The following is a 17408-nucleotide window of genomic DNA, read 5'->3' as shown; positions in this document are numbered from 1 at the left end:
CAGCTCAGCAGCGCGGCGGCTCGCGCCGCCGCGGAGCGAAGCGAGGCGGTGGCGTGAGCCGCATCGGGGTCGCCTTCGACAAGGCCCGCGCCGACGGGCGGGCTGTGCTGGTCGGCTGCATGCCGGCCGGGTTCCCGACCGTCGACGGCAGCATCGCCGCGATGAAGACCATGGTCGAGGCGGGCGTTGACGTCATCGAGGTGGAGATCCCGTACTCCGACCCGGTGATGGACGGCCCGGTCATCCAGCGGGCCAGCGACCTGGCCCTCGCCGGCGGGGTGCGGACCGCCGACACCCTGCGGATCGTCGAGGCCGTCGCGGCGACCGGGGCGCAGGTGGCCATCATGACCTACTGGAACCCGATCGAGCAGTACGGGGTCGACACGTTCGCCCGGGACCTGGCCGCCGCCGGCGGCACCGGACTGATCACGCCGGACCTCATCCCCGAGGAGGCCGGCGCGTGGCTGGCCGCCTCCGACGCGTACGGCCTGGACCGGACGTTCCTGGTCTCCCCGTCGTCCACCGACGCGCGGTTGCGGATGACCGCCGAGCACTGCCGCGGCTTCGTGTACGCCACCGCGCTGATGGGCGTCACCGGTGCCCGGTCGCAGACCTCCGAGGCGGCGCCGATCCTGGTCTCCCGGCTGCGCGAGGTCACCGATCTGCCGGTCGGTGTCGGGCTGGGCGTGGGGACCGGGGCGCAGGCCGGCACCGTCGCCGGGTACGCCGACGGCGTCATCGTCGGCAGCGCGCTGATCCGTTGCCTCCTCGACGCCCCGGACCAGGCCACCGGGCTGGCCGCGCTGCGGGCGCTCAGCGCCGAACTCGCCGAGGGAGTCCGCAACCCGGTCCGCTGAGTCGCCGGCCGGAATCCCGGTCGGCTGCCGGCCTCGGTGACGGTGAGTGGGTGCTGCGCCGGTGGCTGCAGAGCCCGTCCGAGTGACAGGATCGTCACACTGTGTCATGCGCCACTGGTGGCCGTGAAAGGCCCCGGCTGGCACTGCGCCGCGCCGTGGAGCGTGCCGGGCCCGTCAGCGCGGGACGGCGTTCTCGCCGTCGGCCGGCGCGCTGCGCGGTTCACCTCGGGGCCCGGGCGGGACCGGGTCCGGTCGCGGCTCCCGCAGCACCCCCGACCGGCCCGCCAGGACGTCGGCCACGGCGGCCCGGGTGGTCGGGGTCAGCGCCTCGGGAAGCCCCTCGGGCGGGTACCAGCGCAGGTCACAGCCGCCGACCGGGGTGGCGGCCGGGGCGTCCCCCCGCACCCGGGCGCGGAACACGTGCACCAGGACGTCCGGCAGGGCGCCGGAGCGGCCGGCCGGCGGCCGGGGCACGCCGGGCTCGCCGAGCCGGTAGAGGCCCACCAGGTCGACCAGGTCGACCGCCCAACCGGTCTCCGCGCGGATCTCGCGCACCGCGGCGGCGAGCGGGCTCTCGTCGCGGCGCGGCCGGCCACCGGGCAGCGCCCACCGCCGGCCGGGCCCGGACCGGCGGCAGAGCAGCACCCGTCCGGCCTGGTCGGTGACGACCGCGGCAACCGCCCAGGTGAGCGAGCTCATGGACAAAGAGCCTACGGCCGGGCAAAGCACAAGTCATCCGAGGCGTCAAGCCGGCGAACCGGGGTGCCGGGAGTGCGGTCCGCAGCGGTACCGTGTTCACCCGTGACCCTCGCCCCGATGACCCCACTGGCGGCCCTGCCCAGCCCCAGCACCGCCGTCTGGCAGCTCGGACCCGTTCCGGTCCGGGCCTACGCGCTCTGCATCATTGTCGGCATCGTGGTGGCCTGCGTGGTGACCGAGTATCGGTTGCGCCGGCGCGGCGTCGCCCCTGGTGCCGTGCTCGACATCGCCGTCTGGGCGGTGCCGACCGGCATCATCGGCGCCCGGATCTACCACGTGATCACCTCGCCCGAGAAATACTTCGGCGCCGGCGGCGAGCCGCTCAAGGCGTTCGCCATCTGGGAGGGCGGCCTCGGTATCTGGGGCGCCGTCGCCGGCGGCGCGATCGGTGCCTGGATCGCGGCCCGGCAGCTCGGCATCCCGTTCGCGGTGGTGGCCGACGCGCTGGCGCCGGGCCTGCCCCTGGCCCAGGCCGTCGGCCGGCTCGGCAACTGGTTCAACAACGAGCTCTACGGCGGCCGCACCAGCCTGCCCTGGGGACTGGAGGTCCACGTGATGGACCCGGACCATCCCGGGCACGCGCTGCGCGACGACGCGGGCAACGCGGTCCTGCTGCCGGGGCTCTACCAGCCGACCTTCCTGTACGAGGCGCTCTGGAACATCGGCGTCGCCGCTCTGGTCTTCCTCCTCGACCGGAAGCTGCGGTTCGGCCGGGGCCGGGCCTTCGCGCTCTACGTGATGGGCTACACGGCCGGCCGGTTCTGGATCGAGCTAATGCGCACCGACGAGGCCAACCACATCCTCGGCCTGCGGCTCAACGTCTGGACCGCGGCGCTGGTCTTCCTCGGCGCGCTGGTCTACTTCGTGCGCGTCCGCGGGCCCCGCGAGTACCTGGTCCCGGTCGGTGGCCCCGCCGCCCCGGTGCCGCCCGCGGGCGGTGACGTGTCGCAGGTCGACCTCTCCGCGCGGGAGGCCGGGCCGCAGCCGGTCGCCCCGGAGGGCTACCGGGTGGTCAGCGAGGAGCAGTTCCGCGCGTACCGGGAGACCGGCGTCGTACCGGAGGAGGAGCCGGCGGCCGGCACGGAGTCCGGGCACGCGGCCGACGAGACCGTCGAGTCGACCGTAGCCGGGTCCGCCGACGCCGCCGGGGAGCGGCCGGCGGCCGGCGGCGCCGCGGACCGGGCCGACGCCACCGCCGCCAGCCCCGACCGGGACAGCTGAGCGGGGGAGTCATGCGTACCGCGGTGGTGGTCGGCGCCGGCCTCGGCGGGCTGGCGGTGGCCGGCGTGCTGGCCCGCTCCGGGTGGCAGGTCACCCTCCTCGAACGGTCCGACCGGGTCCGCCCGGAGCCGACCGCCGTCGTGCTCTGGCCCAACGGGGTACGCGCGCTGCGCGCTCTCGGGCTCGGCGCCGGGCTGGACGCCATCGCCACCCCGCTGCCCGACGGCGGGATACGCCGCCCGGACGGGCAGTGGCTGGTACAGCCCCGCCCCACCCCGGCCGAGCGGATGCCGGTCGTGGTGCACCGGGAGGACCTGCACGACGCGCTCATCGCCGGCCTCGGTGACCAGGTGGAGCTGCGGACCGGGGTGACCGTGCGGACCGTGCGGGCGGTTTCCGGGGAGCGCCCGGCGGTGGGCGACGGCCGGCAGACCGTGACCGCGGACCTGGTGGTGGCCGCCGACGGCACCGACAGCGAGATCCGCCGGCAACTCGCCCCGGAGTCGGCGGTGGTGAGTTCCGGCTGCGCCGCGTGGCGGGCGGTGATCCCGTGGTACCGGGCCCCAAAGCTGCCCGACGGCCAGCCGGTGCCCGGGGAGACGCTGGGCGCCGGCTACCGCTTCGTGGCCGCCTCGCTCGGCGACCGGGGCGCCGCGGGCGCCTCCCGCCGGGGCGGCATCTACTGGGTGGCCACCGCCGCCGGCGCGCCCCGCCCGGAGCCCGCGGAGACCCAGCTCGCCCTGCTCAAGCGCTGGTACGCGGGCTGGCCCGCGCCGATCGCCGAGCTGCTCGACGCCACCGAGCCGGCCGACCTGGTGCAGCAGGAGATCCGCGAGCTACGGCCGCTGCCCAGGGCGTACGGCTTCCCGGTCGGGCCGGGCGGGGTGGTACTGCTCGGCGACGCCGCGCACGCCATGCCCCCGCACCTCGGGCAGGGCGCCTGCCTCGCCTTCGAGGACGCGGCCACCCTCTCCGTGCTGCTGCGCGAGTCCCGGCTGCCCGACGCGGTGGCCGCGTACGACCGGCTGCGCCGGCCCCGCGCGGCGACCATGGTGCGGCAGACCCGCCGGATGTCGGCGGTCCTGCAGACCCGGGGTCGCCTGGCGCTGCGCGCCCGCGACGCGGCCCTCGGCACGATCAGCCCCCGGCTGCGTAACACGGCCGCCTCCGCGGCCGCTGCCTGGCACCCACCGGCCTGACCCGCCCGGGGACGGGCGGGGTCAGCCGATGAGGGCGGCCGGCTCGGCGATGCAGGCGGTGCCGATGCGGCGGAAGCCGACCCGCAGGTAGACCCGGGCGATGTCCTCGCTGCCGGCGGACAGGAAGATCAGGTCGGTGCCGGCGGCGCGCAGCTCGTGGGCGAGCGTCGCGGTCACCGCCGCACCGAGGCCGCGCCGGCGGGCCGCCGGCAGGGAAGCCACCCCGGCGATCTCCGCCACGTCGCCGACCCGCATGGCCATGCCGCTGGCCAGCGCCCCCAGCTCGGGGGTCTCGGCGAGCACCGAGATCCGCCGGCCGTCGGAGATCCGGGTGGCGTCCTCCTCCAGCGTGGCCACGTCTAGCCGGGAGACCGCGGCGTCCCGCTCGGCCGGGCCGGCGTCGCCGCGGGCGGTGCCGCCGTTGGAGAAGCCGACCGCGGCGACGGCCCGCCGCACCGCCACGTCCGCCGCGAAGCCCGGGTCCGCCGGGTCGAGGACCCGCACCGGTACGTCGCTGAGCGCGGTCGGGTCGGGCAGGCGCGGCGGGTCGAGCACCATCAGCGGTGCCTCCAGCACGGTCAGCCCCGCCGAGCGGGCGACGGCGAGCAGGTCCGGGGTGATCTCGTGCACCCACTCGAACGCCTCCGGCAGGCCAAGCTCCCGTTGCCGGGCCCGGACGGCGGTCACGTCGGCGAGCGAGGGCGGTGCGGTTGCGTCGAGCCGCGGGCGGGCGTAGAACGGCCACCCGGCGCCGTCCCGGACGAAGAGCACCAGTGCGCCGAATTCCTCGGTACGCGCCCCGTCGCGGGGCACCGCGTCGTAGAACCGCTCCAACCGGTCGAGCACGTCAGTGCGTACGACATCCACCGCGCGAGACTACATGTCCCACGTTGTGGAAGGTGTGATCAATCTGAACTGGCCTTGCGCCGGAAGCCCTAACGTAGACTCAATAAAACCCACGTAGGGCCGACGTCGTCCCGACCATGATCCAACCTGAGTGACGACAGGAGGCCCGGTGGCCTTTCCGTACCCTCTCAGCCCGCAGCCGGCCCCCCGCGCGACGGGGCTCTACGACCCCGCGCACGAGCATGACGCGTGCGGCGTGGCCTTCGTGGCCGACCTGCACGGACGCCGGTCGCACGAGGTCGTCGCGAACGGTCTCGGGGCACTCTGCCGGCTGGACCACCGGGGCGCCCGGGGCGCGGAGCCCAACACCGGCGACGGCGCCGGGGTCATGATCCAGGTGCCGGACGCGTTCCTGCGCGCGGTCGTCGACTTCCCGCTGCCGCCCGCCGGCCAGTACGCCACCGGCCTGGTCTTCCTCCCCGACGACGACGCGGCCGAGGCCCGGGCCCGCCAGGTGGTGGAGAAGTACGCCCTGGTCGAGGGGGCCGTCATCCTCGGCTGGCGGGACGTCCCCACCGACCCGAGCGGCCTCGGCGAGACCGCCCTCGCCGCGCTGCCCCGGGTCCGGCAGGTCTTCCTCGCCGCGCACCGGCTCACCGACTCGCCCGCCGGCCCGGCCGGTTCCCCGCTGACCGGGCTCGACCTGGACCGGGTGGCGTTCTGCGTGCGCAAGCAGGCCGAGCGGGAGAGCGCCGAGCGGGGCGTGCCGGCATACTTCCCGTCGCTGTCCGGGCGGACCATGGTCTGGAAGGGCATGCTCACCCCCGACCAGCTGCCCGCGTTCTACCCGGAGCTGACCGACGAGAGGGTGGTCAGCGCGATCGCCCTGGTGCACTCGCGGTTCTCCACCAACACCTTCCCGTCCTGGCCGCTGGCCCACCCGTACCGGTTCATCGCGCACAACGGCGAGATCAACACGATCCGCGGCAACCGGAACTGGATGCAGGCACGAGAGGCGTTGCTGCGCAGCCCGCACCTGCCCGGCAACATCCGCCGGGTCTTCCCGGTCTGCACCCCCGGCGCCTCCGACTCGGCCAACTTTGATGAGGTGCTCGAGCTGCTGCACCTGGCCGGGCGGAGCCTGCCGCACGCGGTGCTGATGATGATCCCGGAGGCGTGGGAGAACGACCCGGACATGCGCGCCGACAAGCGCGCCTTCTACCGGTTCCACGCCAGCCTGATGGAGCCGTGGGATGGTCCGGCCTCGGTCGCCTTCACGGACGGCGAGATCGTCGGCGCGGTGCTGGACCGCAACGGGCTGCGCCCCGGCCGCTGGTGGCGCACCGCCGACGGGCTGGTCGTGCTGGGCAGCGAGGCGGGCGTGCTCGACCTCGACCAGGCCACCGTGGTCGCCAAGGGCCGCCTCCAGCCGGGGAAGATGTTCCTGGTCGACACGGTCAACGGCCGGATCGTCCAGGACGACGAGATCAAGACCGAGCTGGCCGCCGCCCGGCCGTACGACGAGTGGCTGCACGCCGGCCTGATCGAGCTGGACGAACTGCCGCCGCGCGAGCACATCGTCTACACCCACGACTCGGTGCGCCGCCGGCAGCAGACCTTCGGCTACACCGAGGAGGAGCTGAAGATCCTGCTCGCCCCGATGGCCCGCAGCGGCGCGGAGCCGATCGGCTCGATGGGCACGGACACCCCGATCTCGCCGCTGTCCACCCGGCCGCGGCTGCTCTACGACTACTTCCACCAGCTCTTCGCCCAGGTCACCAACCCGCCGCTGGACGCCATCCGGGAGGAGCTGGTGACCAGCCTGGCGTCCACCATCGGGCCGGAGGGCAACCTGCTCGACCCGGGCCCGGCGAGCTGCCGGCAGATCGTGCTGCCGTACCCGGTGATCGACAACGACGAGCTGGCCAAGATCCTCTCCATCGACGAGGACGGCGACCTGCCCGGGTTCAAGGCGGTCCGGGTCTCCGGGCTCTACCGGGTCCGGGACGGCGGGGCCGGCATCAAGGCCCGGCTGACCGAGATCTGCCGGCACGTCTCCGAGGCGATCGAGGACGGCGTCCGGATCCTGGTGCTCTCCGACCGGGACTCCAACGCCGACCTGGCCCCGATCCCGTCGCTGCTGCTCACCGCGGCGGTGCACCAGCACCTGGTCCGCGAGCAGACGCGTACCCAGGTGGCGCTGGTCGTGGAGTCGGGCGACTGCCGCGAGGTGCACCACGCGGCGGTGCTGATCGGCTACGGCGCGGCGGCGGTCAACCCGTACCTGGCCTTCGAGTCGGTGGAGGACATGATCTCCACGGGCGCGCTGGTCGGCGTCGACCCGGAGAAGGCGGTCCGCAACTACGTGAAGGCGCTCGGCAAGGGCGTCCTGAAGATCATGTCCAAGATGGGCATCTCGACGGTGTCGTCGTACTGCGGCGCCCAGGTGTTCGAGGCCGTCGGCCTGGACACCCGCCTGGTCGAACGCTACTTCCGGGGTACCCCGAGCACGATCAGCGGGATCGGGCTGCACGAGATCCACGCCGAGGTGGCCGCCCGGCACGCCCTGGCCTGGCCGGCCGCCGGGGCCCAGCCGTCCGACCGGCTGGAGGTCGGCGGCGAGTACCAGTGGCGCCGCGAGGGCGAGCTGCACCTGTTCAACCCGGAGACGGTCTTCCTACTCCAGCACGCCACCCGCAGCCGCCAGTACGACATCTTCCGCCGGTACACCGCCAAGGTCGACGAGCTGGCCGCGCAGGCCGGCTCGCTGCGCGGCCTGTTCACCCTGCGCACCGGCGTACGCCCGGCGGTGCCGGTGGACGAGGTGGAGCCGGCCCGCGAGATCGTCAAGCGGTTCGCCACCGGCGCCATGTCGTACGGGTCGATCTCGGCCGAGGCGCACGAGACCCTGGCCATCGCGATGAACCGGCTCGGCGGCAAGTCCAACACCGGCGAGGGCGGCGAGGACGTCGACCGGCTGCACGACCCCGAGCGCCGCTCGGCGGTCAAGCAGATCGCCAGCGGCCGCTTCGGCGTGACCAGCGAATACCTGGTCAACGCCGACGACCTCCAGATCAAGATGGCCCAGGGGGCGAAGCCCGGCGAGGGTGGCCAGCTTCCCGGCAACAAGGTCTGGCCGTGGATCGCGCGTACCCGGCACGCCACGCCGGGCGTCGGCCTGATCTCCCCGCCGCCGCACCACGACATCTACTCGATCGAGGACCTGGCCCAGCTCGTCCATGACCTCAAGTCCGTCAACCCGCGCGCCCGGGTGCACGTCAAGCTGGTCAGCGAGGTCGGGGTGGGCACGGTGGCGGCCGGCGTCGCCAAGCTCAAGGCCGACGTCATCCTGATCTCCGGCCATGACGGTGGCACCGGCGCGTCCCCGCTCAACTCGCTCAAGCACGCCGGCACGCCGTGGGAGCTGGGGCTGGCCGAGGCGCAGCAGACGCTGCTGCTCAACAAGCTCCGCGACCGGGTCACCGTGCAGGTCGACGGCCAGCTCAAGACCGGCCGGGACGTACTTATCGCCGCGCTGCTCGGCGCGGAGGAGTTCGGCTTCGCCACCGCCCCGCTGATCGTCGAGGGCTGCGTGATGATGCGGGTCTGCCACCTGGACACCTGCCCCGTCGGCATCGCCACCCAGAACCCGGTGCTGCGCGAGCGCTTCACCGGCAAGCCGGAGTTCGTGGAGAACTTCTTCCTCTTCCTCGCCGAGGAGGTCCGCGGATACCTGGCCGAGCTGGGCTTCCGCAGCATCGACGAGGCGATCGGGCACACCGAGCTGCTCGACGTCACCCCGGCTGTCGACCACTGGAAGGGCCACGGCCTCGACCTCAGCCGGGTCCTGCACCTGCCCGAGCTGCCCGAGGGCGCGGCCCGGCGCGGCATCCGGGCGCAGGACCACGGCCTGGAACTGGCCCTGGACAACCAGCTCATCGCCCTGGCCGCGCCGGCCCTGCAGGATGCGGGGTCCCGGGTGGTCGGCGCCGAGGCGCGGGACGCCGCACCGGTCACGCCGGTCCGGGCCGAGCTGGCGATTCGCAACGAGCACCGCAGCGTCGGCGCGATGCTCGGCGGCGAGGTCACCCGCCGGTTCGGTGGCGCCGGCCTGCCCACCGACACCATCGAGTTCCTGCTGCACGGCACCGCCGGCCAGTCGTTCGGCGCGTTCCTGCCGCACGGGGTCACCCTGCGCCTGTACGGCGACGCCAACGACTACGTCGGCAAGGGCCTCTCCGGCGGGCGAATCATCGTCCGACCGGACCCCGCGGCGCCGTTCGCCGACGCCGCGGCCGGGTCGGGGGAGCGGGCCGAGGACCAGATCATCGCCGGCAACACCCTTCTGTACGGGGCCACCGACGGCGAGGTGTTCCTGCGCGGCCGGGTCGGCGAGCGGTTCGCGGTGCGCAACTCGGGCGCGGTGGCGGTCGTCGAGGGTGTCGGCGACCACGGCTGCGAGTACATGACCGGCGGCACGGTGGTGGTGCTCGGCCCGACCGGCCGCAACTTCGCCGCCGGCATGTCCGGCGGCGCCGCCTTCGTGCACCGGCTCGATCGGCGGCTGGTCAACCCGGAGCTGGTCGACCTGTCGCCGCTGCGCGACGAGGAGCGGGACCTGCTGCACGACCTCGTCCAGCGGCACTTCGCCGAGACCGACTCGGCGGTCGCGGAGGAGCTGCTCAAGCGCTGGTCGGAGGCGGTGGAGGAGTTCACCGCGGTGGTGCCCCGGGACTACCGCCGGGTGTTGGAGATCATGCGGGCCGCCGAAGCCGCCGGCCGTGACGTCGACGACGCGGTGATGAAAGAACTGACGGCGCCGGCTGAGCCGGCCCAACCGGCGCTGCCGGTGCCGCCCGCCCCGCGGGCGGTCGCCCAGGAGGTGGCTCGTGCCTGACCCGAACGGTTTCCTGCGCTACGACCGGCGGCTGCCCGCCCGCCGGCCGGTGCCGGTGCGGATCATGGACTGGCGGGAGGTGTACCCGCCGGCCGGCGAGGAGCTGATCCGCGAGCAGGCCACCCGGTGCATGGACTGCGGCATCCCCTTCTGCCACGACGGCTGCCCGCTCGGTAACCGCATCCCGGACTGGAACGACCTGGTCCGGACCGGCAACTGGGACGCCGCCGTGGAGTCGCTGCACGCCACCAACAATTTCCCCGAGTTCACCGGCCGGCTCTGCCCGGCTCCGTGCGAGGCGGCGTGTGTGCTCGGCCTCGGCGGCCAGCTGCCGGTCACCATCAAGCAGGTCGAGGTGGAGATCGCCGACGCCGCGCTGGCCGGCGGCGGGCTGCGCCCCCGCCCGGTGTCGGCGCCGACCGGGAAGTCGGTCGCCGTGGTCGGCTCCGGGCCCGCCGGGCTCGCCGCCGCGCAGCAGCTCGCCCGCGCCGGCCACGCCGTCACCGTGTACGAGCGGGACGACGCGCTCGGCGGGCTGCTCCGGTACGGCATCCCCGACTTCAAGCTGGAGAAGCAGCACATCGACCGGCGGCTGGCCCAGCTCGCCGCCGAGGGGGTGCGCTTCCGCGCCGGGGTGAACGTCGGAGTCGACGTGACCGCCGAGCAGCTGCGAGCCGAGCACGACGCGGTGCTGCTCGCCTGCGGCGCGCTGCAGGGCCGGGACGTGCCCGAGACGCCGGGCCGGCAGCTGCGTGGTGTACACCAGGCGATGGCGCACCTGGTGGCGGCCAATCGGGTCGTCGCGGCAGCCGGGGAGGGCAAGCCGGCTCTGGCCACGCTGCCGGACGGGACCCCGATCGACGCGGCCGGCAAGCACGTGGTGATCATCGGCGGTGGCGACACCGCCGCGGACTGCCTCGGCGTGGCGCACCGGCAGGGCGCGGCCGGCGTCCACCAGCTCGACCTCTACCCGGAGCCGCCGGCCGGCCGGGACGCCGCCCGGGACCCGTGGCCCACCTGGCCGTGGATCCTGCGCGACTACCCGGCCCACGAGGAGGGCGGCGAGCGGGTCTTCGCTGTGGCGGTGCAGGAGTTCGTCGACGACGGCACCGGCCAGGTCAGGGCGGTCCGGATCGCCGAGGTGAGCGTGGAGAAGCGGGACGGCCGGCGGATCGTCACCGCGCTGCCCGGCTCCGAGCGGGAACTGCCTGCCGACCTGGTGCTGCTGGCCATCGGCTTCGAGGGGACCGAGGAACAGCCGTTGCTGGCCCAGCTCGGGGTGACCCGCAACACTCGGGGCGCGGTCGACGCCCGCTCCGACTGGCAGACCGACGCCGACGGGGTCTTCGTCGCCGGGGACATGCACCGGGGCGCCTCGCTGATCGTCTGGGCGATCGCCGAGGGGCGGGCCGCGGCCGCGGCCGTCCACGGGTACCTCGGTGGGGTGGGCGAGCTGCCCGCGCCGGTGGACCCGGCCCGGCAGCCGCTCGCCGCGCGCTGATCCGGCGCGGTCGCCGATTCCGCGGGCCGGGCCGGCCCCGGGCCGGGCCGGCCCGGACCGGGGTGGTCACGATGGTCGTCCAGTTCCTGCCCGGCCCGTGAAACGCCTCACGAACTGCGGCAATGAGGTTTACGGGCGGTCAGACTTGGCGGCTGGCCGGACCTGCGGGGTCCGGCTTTCGTCGTGTCACCCACTGGACGGGGAAATCCTCATGGCCCTCGGCGCCACGTTCGCCGCGCTGCGCCACCGCAACTACCGGATCTGGGCCGCCGCCGGGTTCGTGTCGGTCATCGGGACCTGGATGCAGGTTCTCGGCGTCAACTGGTACGTGCTGGCGGAGACCGGGTCCGCCACCTCGATGGGGCTCACCGTCCTGTTGCAGGCGCTGCCCAGCCTGGTGCTCAGCGTCTGGGGCGGCGCGCTGGCCGACCGGCTGCCCGCCAAGCCGCTGCTGATCGGCGCCCAGGCCGCCCACGCGCTGCTCGCCGCCGGGCTGGCCATGGTGGCCGTCACCGGCACCGGCGGCCTGCCGGCCATCTACGCGATCTCCCTGGTTACCGGCGCGGTGTCGGCGATCGAGGGCCCGGTGATGGGCCGCTGGTGCTCAACCCTGGTGGACCGGGAGAGCCTCGGCAACGCGCTCGCCCTCGGCTCGCTCACCAACTCGGCCGGCCGCATCCTGGGCATGAGCGTCGGCGCCGTCATGGTGGCCGCCGTCGGCCCCGCGCTGCTTTTCGGGATCAACGCCGCCAGCTTCGTCGCGGTGGTGGCGGCCCTGTTCGCCGTACGCGAGGGGGAGCAGCACGGCGCACCCGACGTGACCGAGGCGGCGCCGGCGGACCGCAGCATCCGGGCCGGCTTCCGGTACCTGCTGCGGCAGCCGGTGGTGCTGGTGGCCCTGGCGCTGTCCTTCGTGCTCGGCAGCCTGGGCCGCAACTACCAGGTGACCATGGCCGCGATGAGCGACGGTCCGCTGCGCGGCGGCGTGTCCGGGTACGGCTTCCTCTCCACCGTCTTCGCGGTCGGGACGGTGCTCGGCGCGCTGGTCGCGGCCCGCCGCCGAGAGCTCGGCTACCGGGTGCTGGTGGCGGCCGGCCTGCTGGCCAGCGCCCTGCAGATCGTCGCCGGGCTGGCCCCCGGCACGCTGAGCTTCGCCGCGGTGATCCTGCCGGTGGCGGCGGCGGCCGTGGTCATCGACACCACGGTCGGCGCCCGCGCCCAGCTCGACACCGACTACGCCATGCGGGGTCGGGTGCTGGCCGCCCTGGCGATCACCGGCTCGGTCTCCGCGGCCGTCGGCGCGCCCCTGCTCGGCTGGCTCGCCGAGCACGCCGGACCCCGGCAGACCCTGGTGCTGGCCGGCACGGTCACCACGGTCGCCACCGTGGCGGCCGGGGTGGCCCTCGACCGGCTCCGGGAGCGGCGGCTGCGACGCCGGCTCAGCCTGGTGCTCGCCGCGCCCGCCATGCGCCGCCGCGCCGCCGCCGCCCGCGTCGTCCGGCCGGCGAGCGTCCCGGCCGTCGCCCGCCCGGTTGCCGCGGCCGGCCACGTCGCCCCGATGGCCGTCGAGGGACCGCGCCCGGTCCCGGCGTCCCGCCCGGCGGGGCTGCGCCTGGCCGGCACGCGGTTCGCCGGGCTGGGTCCCCGGGCCGGGCGGCTCGCGGCCGGCCCGTCCGTCCGCCCGCCCCACGAGTGCGCCGCCTGCGCGTCGCACCGGTCGCGCCGCCGGTCCCGGGCCACGGCGTTGGTTCACGCGGCCGACTGCGCCCTCGCCGGCTGACCCGGCCCGTCCCCTGGTGCAGGACCCGACGCCCGACCGGGGTGGGCGGCGCGATCCGGCCGGCGCGGCAGATGGGTCCGGACCCGCTACGAACCTGATGGCGTAGGTGATTCACCGGCGCATCAAGATCCCGCTCAATGCAGGAAGTAGTGGCCTACCGCGCCCCGGGAGGCCACTACTTCCAGGTTCGAGCGCGACCATGGCCACGGCGGCGGCCGGCGGCGCGACGGTGCTGAGCGAGGTCATGCGCGTACGGGCGCTGGGGGTCCGGCAGCGCGCTGACCGCCCTCGTCGGTGGCCGCCGCGCGGCTGAGTCGCCGGCGCTGTCAGCTCCAGAGTCGGATCAGCGCCCCGCCGTCGCGAGTTCGCCGGTCAGCTCCGGCCCGGCACTCCCCGGCGACAGCTCCGCGCGCCGCTCACGCATCGTCGGCCGGCCGGACGGAACGATCAGCGCGGCCATCGCGGCGGCCAGCGCGATCCCGGTGAGCACCAGGAACCCCAGGGTGAACCCGGCCTCGCGCGGCAGCCCGCTCGCCTGCGGGTGGGCGGTGATCACGCCGCTCACCACCGCGGCACCGATCGCGCCGCCGATCGTGCGGATGTTGGCGTTCATGCCGGTGGCCACCCCGGTCTGCCCGGGCGGAACGCTGGCCACGATCAGGTTGGCCATCGAGGCGAACGCCAGCCCGATGCCCAGGCCGACCAGTCCCCCGGCGACACCGATCTCCCAGCGGGTGTCGTGGGCGACGGTCAACATCGCCGACGCGAGCACGTTGCACACCGCGCCGGTCGCCAACTGTGCCTTGGCGCTGAACCGGGCCTGCAGCCGGCCGGCGGCGAGGCCGGCGACGAACATGGCGACCAGCATCGGCAGCATCAACAGCCCGGCCTGGGTGACGCTGGCGCCGAAGCCGTATCCGGCGCTGGTCGGGATCTGCACGAACTGCGGCAGGAAGGCGTAGACGGCGAACATCGAAGCGCCGTAGAGCAGGGCGACCAGGTTGGTCGTCCAGACCCCGGGCAGGCGCATCATCCGCAGGTCGATCAGCGGGTTCGCCGAGCGGGCCTCGGCCACCAGCCAGGCGACCAGGAGCAGGCCGGCGAGCACCAGCAGGCCGGTCACCCGACCGGAGGTCCAGCCCCAGGCGGCGCCCTTGCTGATCGGCAGCAGCAGCGCCACCAGCCAGCCGGAGAGCAGCAGGGTGGCCGCCCAGTTGATCCGGCCGGGCGTACGGACCGGCGACTCCGGCACGAACCGGTGCGCCGCGAGCGCGGTGAGCCCGACGACGACCAGCGGGATCCAGAACAGCCAGCGGTACCCCAGGGTGGCGACGATCGGACCGGCCAGGACGACGCCGAGGCCGCCACCGGCGGCGACGATCGCCGAGATCGCCGCGACTGCGGAGCTGACCCGCGCGGCGGGGAACTCGTCGCGGATGATGCCGAACGACAGCGGGAAGACCGCGCCGCCGACGCCCTGGATCACCCGGGCGACGATGAGCACGCCGATGCTGGGCGCGACGGCCGCCAGCAGGCAGCCGAGCGCGAGCGCGGCGAGGGAGACGACCAGCATCCGTTCCTTGCCGACCATGTCGCCGACCCGGCCGAGGACCGGGGTGAAGATCGACGCGGAGAGCAGGTAGGCGGTCAGCACCCAGGTCACGGTGTTCTGGGAGGTGTGCAGGTCGTGCTGGATGGTGGGCAGCACCGGGGTGATCAGCGACTGGAGCATCGCGAAGAAGCCGGTGCCGGCCGCGAGGACGAGGAAGGTCAACCGACGCGAGCCGCGTCGGATGGTTTCGGTCACGGAGGGAACTCCCGTTCGCGTACGAAAGAAAACTCTGCCAGGGCGACGGCCGGTCGCCCGGGTGTGCGGTCGACGTGACCGCGGGGCCGCTCGCGCGGATCGGGGGACGGCACGCGCACGGGCGCGGCCGGGGCGATCTGCCGCGGTGGCGGCGGGACTGCCGGTGTTCAGCCGAATGCGGGCATGGTGGGACCTCCTGGGTCCGGTGTCTGGATGGCCGATCGCGCCAGGTGGGGATCGGCCCGAATGCCGGAGTAAGCTATCCGGAGGCATGGCTCCGGTCAGTTCCGGAGGGGTGCCTCCACTAACCTAGCGGAGGGGTGCCTCCGGTTGCAAGGCAGGAGAGGTGACGCCCGTCATGGCCAGCGGCGAGCAGCTGGGGGAGGTCCTTGCGCGGCGCCCGAAACGGGCGGATGCCCGGCGCAACTACGACGCGTTGATCGCCGCCGCGCGCGAGGTCTTCGGGGAGTGCGGTGCAGGCGCCTCGCTGGAGGAGATCGCCCGGCGGGCCGGAGTCGGCATCGGGACGCTCTACCGGAACTTCCCCAACCGGCGTGACCTGTTCGAGGCGGTCTATGTCGAGGAGGTGGGGGCGCTCAGCCGGTCCGCCGTCGACCTGGCGGACCTCCCGCCGTGGGATGCCCTGGTCGCCTGGCTCAACCGGTTCGTCGCCTACGTCGGCACCAAACGGGCCCTCGCCGAGGAGTTGGTGCACGACTCCGAGGTGTTCCGCAGCTGCCGCACCGAGATCTACGCCGCGGGCGAGCCGTTGCTGCGCCGCGCCCAGGAGGCCGGGGTGGCCCGGCCGGACGCCAGCTTCGACGACGTGGTGCGGCTGATCAGCGGGATCACGGCGTACCAGTTCCCCGAGCCGGCCCAGCGCGACCGGGTGCTGGCCATCGCCCTGGACGGCCTGCGCCACCCGGCCGCGCGCCCCTGACACACGGGGAGGCGGCGCGCCGGGTCCGGTCGCGTCGGGCGGAGCCGGGGCCGGTGGGCCGGATCGGCGGTGCCAGGCCGGCAGCCGCCGAGGCCAACACCGGACGGCTGGCGTGGTCCTGCCAAGGCGGCGGCCGGCGGCCCCCAGGGAACCGCCGGCCGCCGCAGGTACTCAGGAGTGGTCAGCCGCCAGGTCGGCGTTGCTCGGCCGGCCCCACGGGCCGGTGATCGCGAAGACGTAGCCGGGGGACTGGATGTTGGCGAACAGAATCTTCCCGTCCGCGCTGAACGTCGGCCCGGTGAACTCGCTGTCGTTAAGCTCGTTGCGGGCCAGCGGGTACGCCTTGCCCTGCTCGGTCACCCCGACCAGGTGCGACAGGCCCTCGCCGTCCTCGGCCAGGATCACCCCGCCGTACGGCGACACGGTGATGTTGTCCGGGCCGTCGTAGTTGCCGGCCTCCTCGTCCGGGTTCTGGTTCACCCCGAAGATGGTCTTCAGCGTGACGGTCTCGGTCCGCGGGTCGTAGAACCACACCTGGCCGTCGTGCTCGTTGACGCTGCCGTCGGAGTGCCGGGCGAAGCTGGCCACGAAGTACGCGCCGCCGTCGGCCCACCAGGCACCCTCCAGCTTGCGGCTGCGGGTCACCTGCTCGTCGGTGAACTGCTTGCGCACCGAGACGGTCTTCGCGTCCCGGTCCGGCACGTCCACCCACTCCACCTTGTACCGGGTGCCCGGCGTGGTCGCCTCGGACAGGTCGGCGACGTGCTGGCTGCCCCGGAAGCACTTCATCGCCTGGAGGCTGCCGACGGTGTCCCCGTCGGGACGCTGCGCCAGCGCGCGCAGCGCGCCCTTGCCGCCCCGGAAGCCGGCCGGCGGCGTCCAGCGGAAGTAGAGCCCGTTCGGCCCGCCGGCGTCCTCGGTCAGGTAGATCGCGTGGGTGTACGGGTCGACCGCCACCGCCTCGTGCGCGTACCGGCCGAGGAACTTCAGCGGCACCGGGTCCAGGTTGGCGGACCGGTCGTGCGGGTCGACCTCGAAGGTGTAGCCGTGGTCCTTCAGGTACCGCCCGCCGGCCTTCTGCTCGGTCTCCTCGCAGGTCAGCCAGGTGCCCCACGGGGTGATTCCGCCGGCGCAGTTGTTGTGCGTCCCGGCCACGCTGACGTACTCGCGCAGCCGCCGGCCCTGGGCATCCACCTCGATGGTGGTGGTGCCGCCGCGGGCACCGGGGTCGTAGGTGAGGCCGGCCAGCGCGGGCACCGGGAAGGGCTCGCTGCCGCCGATCTCGTGGTTGTTGACCAGCACCGAGCCCTCACGGCCGAGGAAGCAGCCGGTGCCGTCGGCGTCGCTCGGGGTCGGCTGCCCGGACTCCAGCAGGGTCACGCCGGCCTGCGCCACGATGGTGTACGAGAAGCCGGGCGGCAGGGCCAGCAGGCCGGCCGGGTCCGGAACGAGTTCGCCGTAGCCGACCGCCGGGCGGGCCGCGGCCCGCGCCGCCGCCGGTCCCGCGATGACGTCCAGGTTACCGGCCACCACGATGCCGAGGGCGCCGGCGGCACCGCCGCGCAGCATGGACCGGCGGGAAATGGGGGAGGAGGTCACGT

11 protein-coding genes are annotated in these 17408 nt (G+C 74.4%); 7 read left to right on the top strand and 4 right to left on the bottom strand.

Going from position 1 to position 17408, the window contains the following annotated elements:
* The first annotated feature begins 53 nt into the window (after nucleotides 1-53).
* Nucleotides 54-857: a tryptophan synthase subunit alpha gene (gene trpA / locus A6A27_RS07760; protein WP_073833860.1), complete on the top strand. Its 804-nt coding sequence runs from the start codon at nucleotides 54-56 to the stop codon at nucleotides 855-857.
* Between the two features lie 174 nt (nucleotides 858-1031).
* On the opposite strand, the gene A6A27_RS07755 is transcribed toward trpA, so the two are convergent.
* On the bottom strand, nucleotides 1032-1556 hold the full coding sequence (locus tag A6A27_RS07755; RefSeq protein ID WP_073833859.1) for an NUDIX hydrolase: 525 nt from the start codon (nucleotides 1554-1556) through the stop codon (nucleotides 1032-1034).
* A gap of 102 nt (nucleotides 1557-1658) precedes the next feature.
* On the opposite strand from A6A27_RS07755, the gene lgt reads away from it, so the two are divergent.
* Both lgt and A6A27_RS07745 read left to right on the top strand, forming a co-directional pair.
* A complete protein-coding gene (gene lgt / locus A6A27_RS07750; RefSeq protein WP_073833858.1) occupies nucleotides 1659-2837 on the top strand; it encodes a prolipoprotein diacylglyceryl transferase in 1179 nt (392 codons plus the stop codon).
* 11 nt (nucleotides 2838-2848) lie between these two features.
* The gene (locus A6A27_RS07745) at nucleotides 2849-4036 is read left to right on the top strand and encodes an FAD-dependent oxidoreductase (protein ID WP_073833857.1); all 1188 of its coding nucleotides are present in this window, start codon (nucleotides 2849-2851) and stop codon (nucleotides 4034-4036) included.
* A 21-nt stretch (nucleotides 4037-4057) separates the two neighbouring features.
* Here A6A27_RS07745 and A6A27_RS07740 read toward each other — a convergent pair whose 3' ends face one another.
* Nucleotides 4058-4903 (bottom strand): GNAT family N-acetyltransferase, encoded by an 846-nt coding sequence (locus A6A27_RS07740; protein WP_073833856.1) that lies wholly within the window; start codon nucleotides 4901-4903, stop codon nucleotides 4058-4060.
* Nucleotides 4904-5051: 148 nt separating this feature from the next.
* On the opposite strand from A6A27_RS07740, the gene gltB reads away from it, so the two are divergent.
* The 3 genes from gltB to A6A27_RS07725 all read left to right on the top strand — a co-directional run bounded on the left by gltB (nucleotide 5052) and on the right by A6A27_RS07725 (nucleotide 13060).
* Nucleotides 5052-9779 (top strand): glutamate synthase large subunit, encoded by a 4728-nt coding sequence (gltB, locus tag A6A27_RS07735; protein ID WP_073833855.1) that lies wholly within the window; start codon nucleotides 5052-5054, stop codon nucleotides 9777-9779.
* Nucleotides 9772-11280, top strand: a complete 1509-nt coding sequence (locus A6A27_RS07730; RefSeq protein ID WP_073833854.1) for a glutamate synthase subunit beta — start codon at nucleotides 9772-9774, stop codon at nucleotides 11278-11280. Before gltB ends, A6A27_RS07730 begins: the two co-directional genes overlap by 8 nt.
* A gap of 211 nt (nucleotides 11281-11491) precedes the next feature.
* Complete coding sequence (locus A6A27_RS07725; RefSeq protein WP_241825141.1) at nucleotides 11492-13060, top strand: MFS transporter; 1569 nt, start codon at nucleotides 11492-11494, stop codon at nucleotides 13058-13060.
* Nucleotides 13061-13403: 343 nt separating this feature from the next.
* Here the strand turns inward: A6A27_RS07725 and A6A27_RS07720 are convergent, their stop codons facing one another.
* Nucleotides 13404-14867 carry an MFS transporter gene (locus A6A27_RS07720; protein WP_083672488.1) on the bottom strand — a complete coding sequence of 488 codons (1464 nt, stop codon included), beginning with the start codon at nucleotides 14865-14867 and terminating at the stop codon, nucleotides 13404-13406.
* 358 nt (nucleotides 14868-15225) lie between these two features.
* Here A6A27_RS07720 and A6A27_RS07715 point away from each other — a divergent pair, with 358 nt between their 5' ends.
* Nucleotides 15226-15807, top strand: coding sequence for a TetR/AcrR family transcriptional regulator (locus A6A27_RS07715; RefSeq protein WP_073833853.1), 582 nt, complete (start codon nucleotides 15226-15228; stop codon nucleotides 15805-15807).
* Between the two features lie 171 nt (nucleotides 15808-15978).
* Here A6A27_RS07715 and A6A27_RS07710 read toward each other — a convergent pair whose 3' ends face one another.
* Nucleotides 15979-17406, bottom strand: a complete 1428-nt coding sequence (locus tag A6A27_RS07710) for an alkaline phosphatase PhoX (protein ID WP_073833852.1) — start codon at nucleotides 17404-17406, stop codon at nucleotides 15979-15981.
* Nucleotides 17407-17408: the final 2 nt, after the last annotated feature.

Source organism: Micromonospora sp. CB01531 (assembly GCF_001905095.1).
Taxonomy (GTDB): Bacteria; Actinomycetota; Actinomycetes; order Mycobacteriales; family Micromonosporaceae; genus Micromonospora.
The sequence above is the reverse complement of the archived record's forward strand: the minus strand, read 5'-3'. Positions and strand labels throughout refer to the sequence as shown.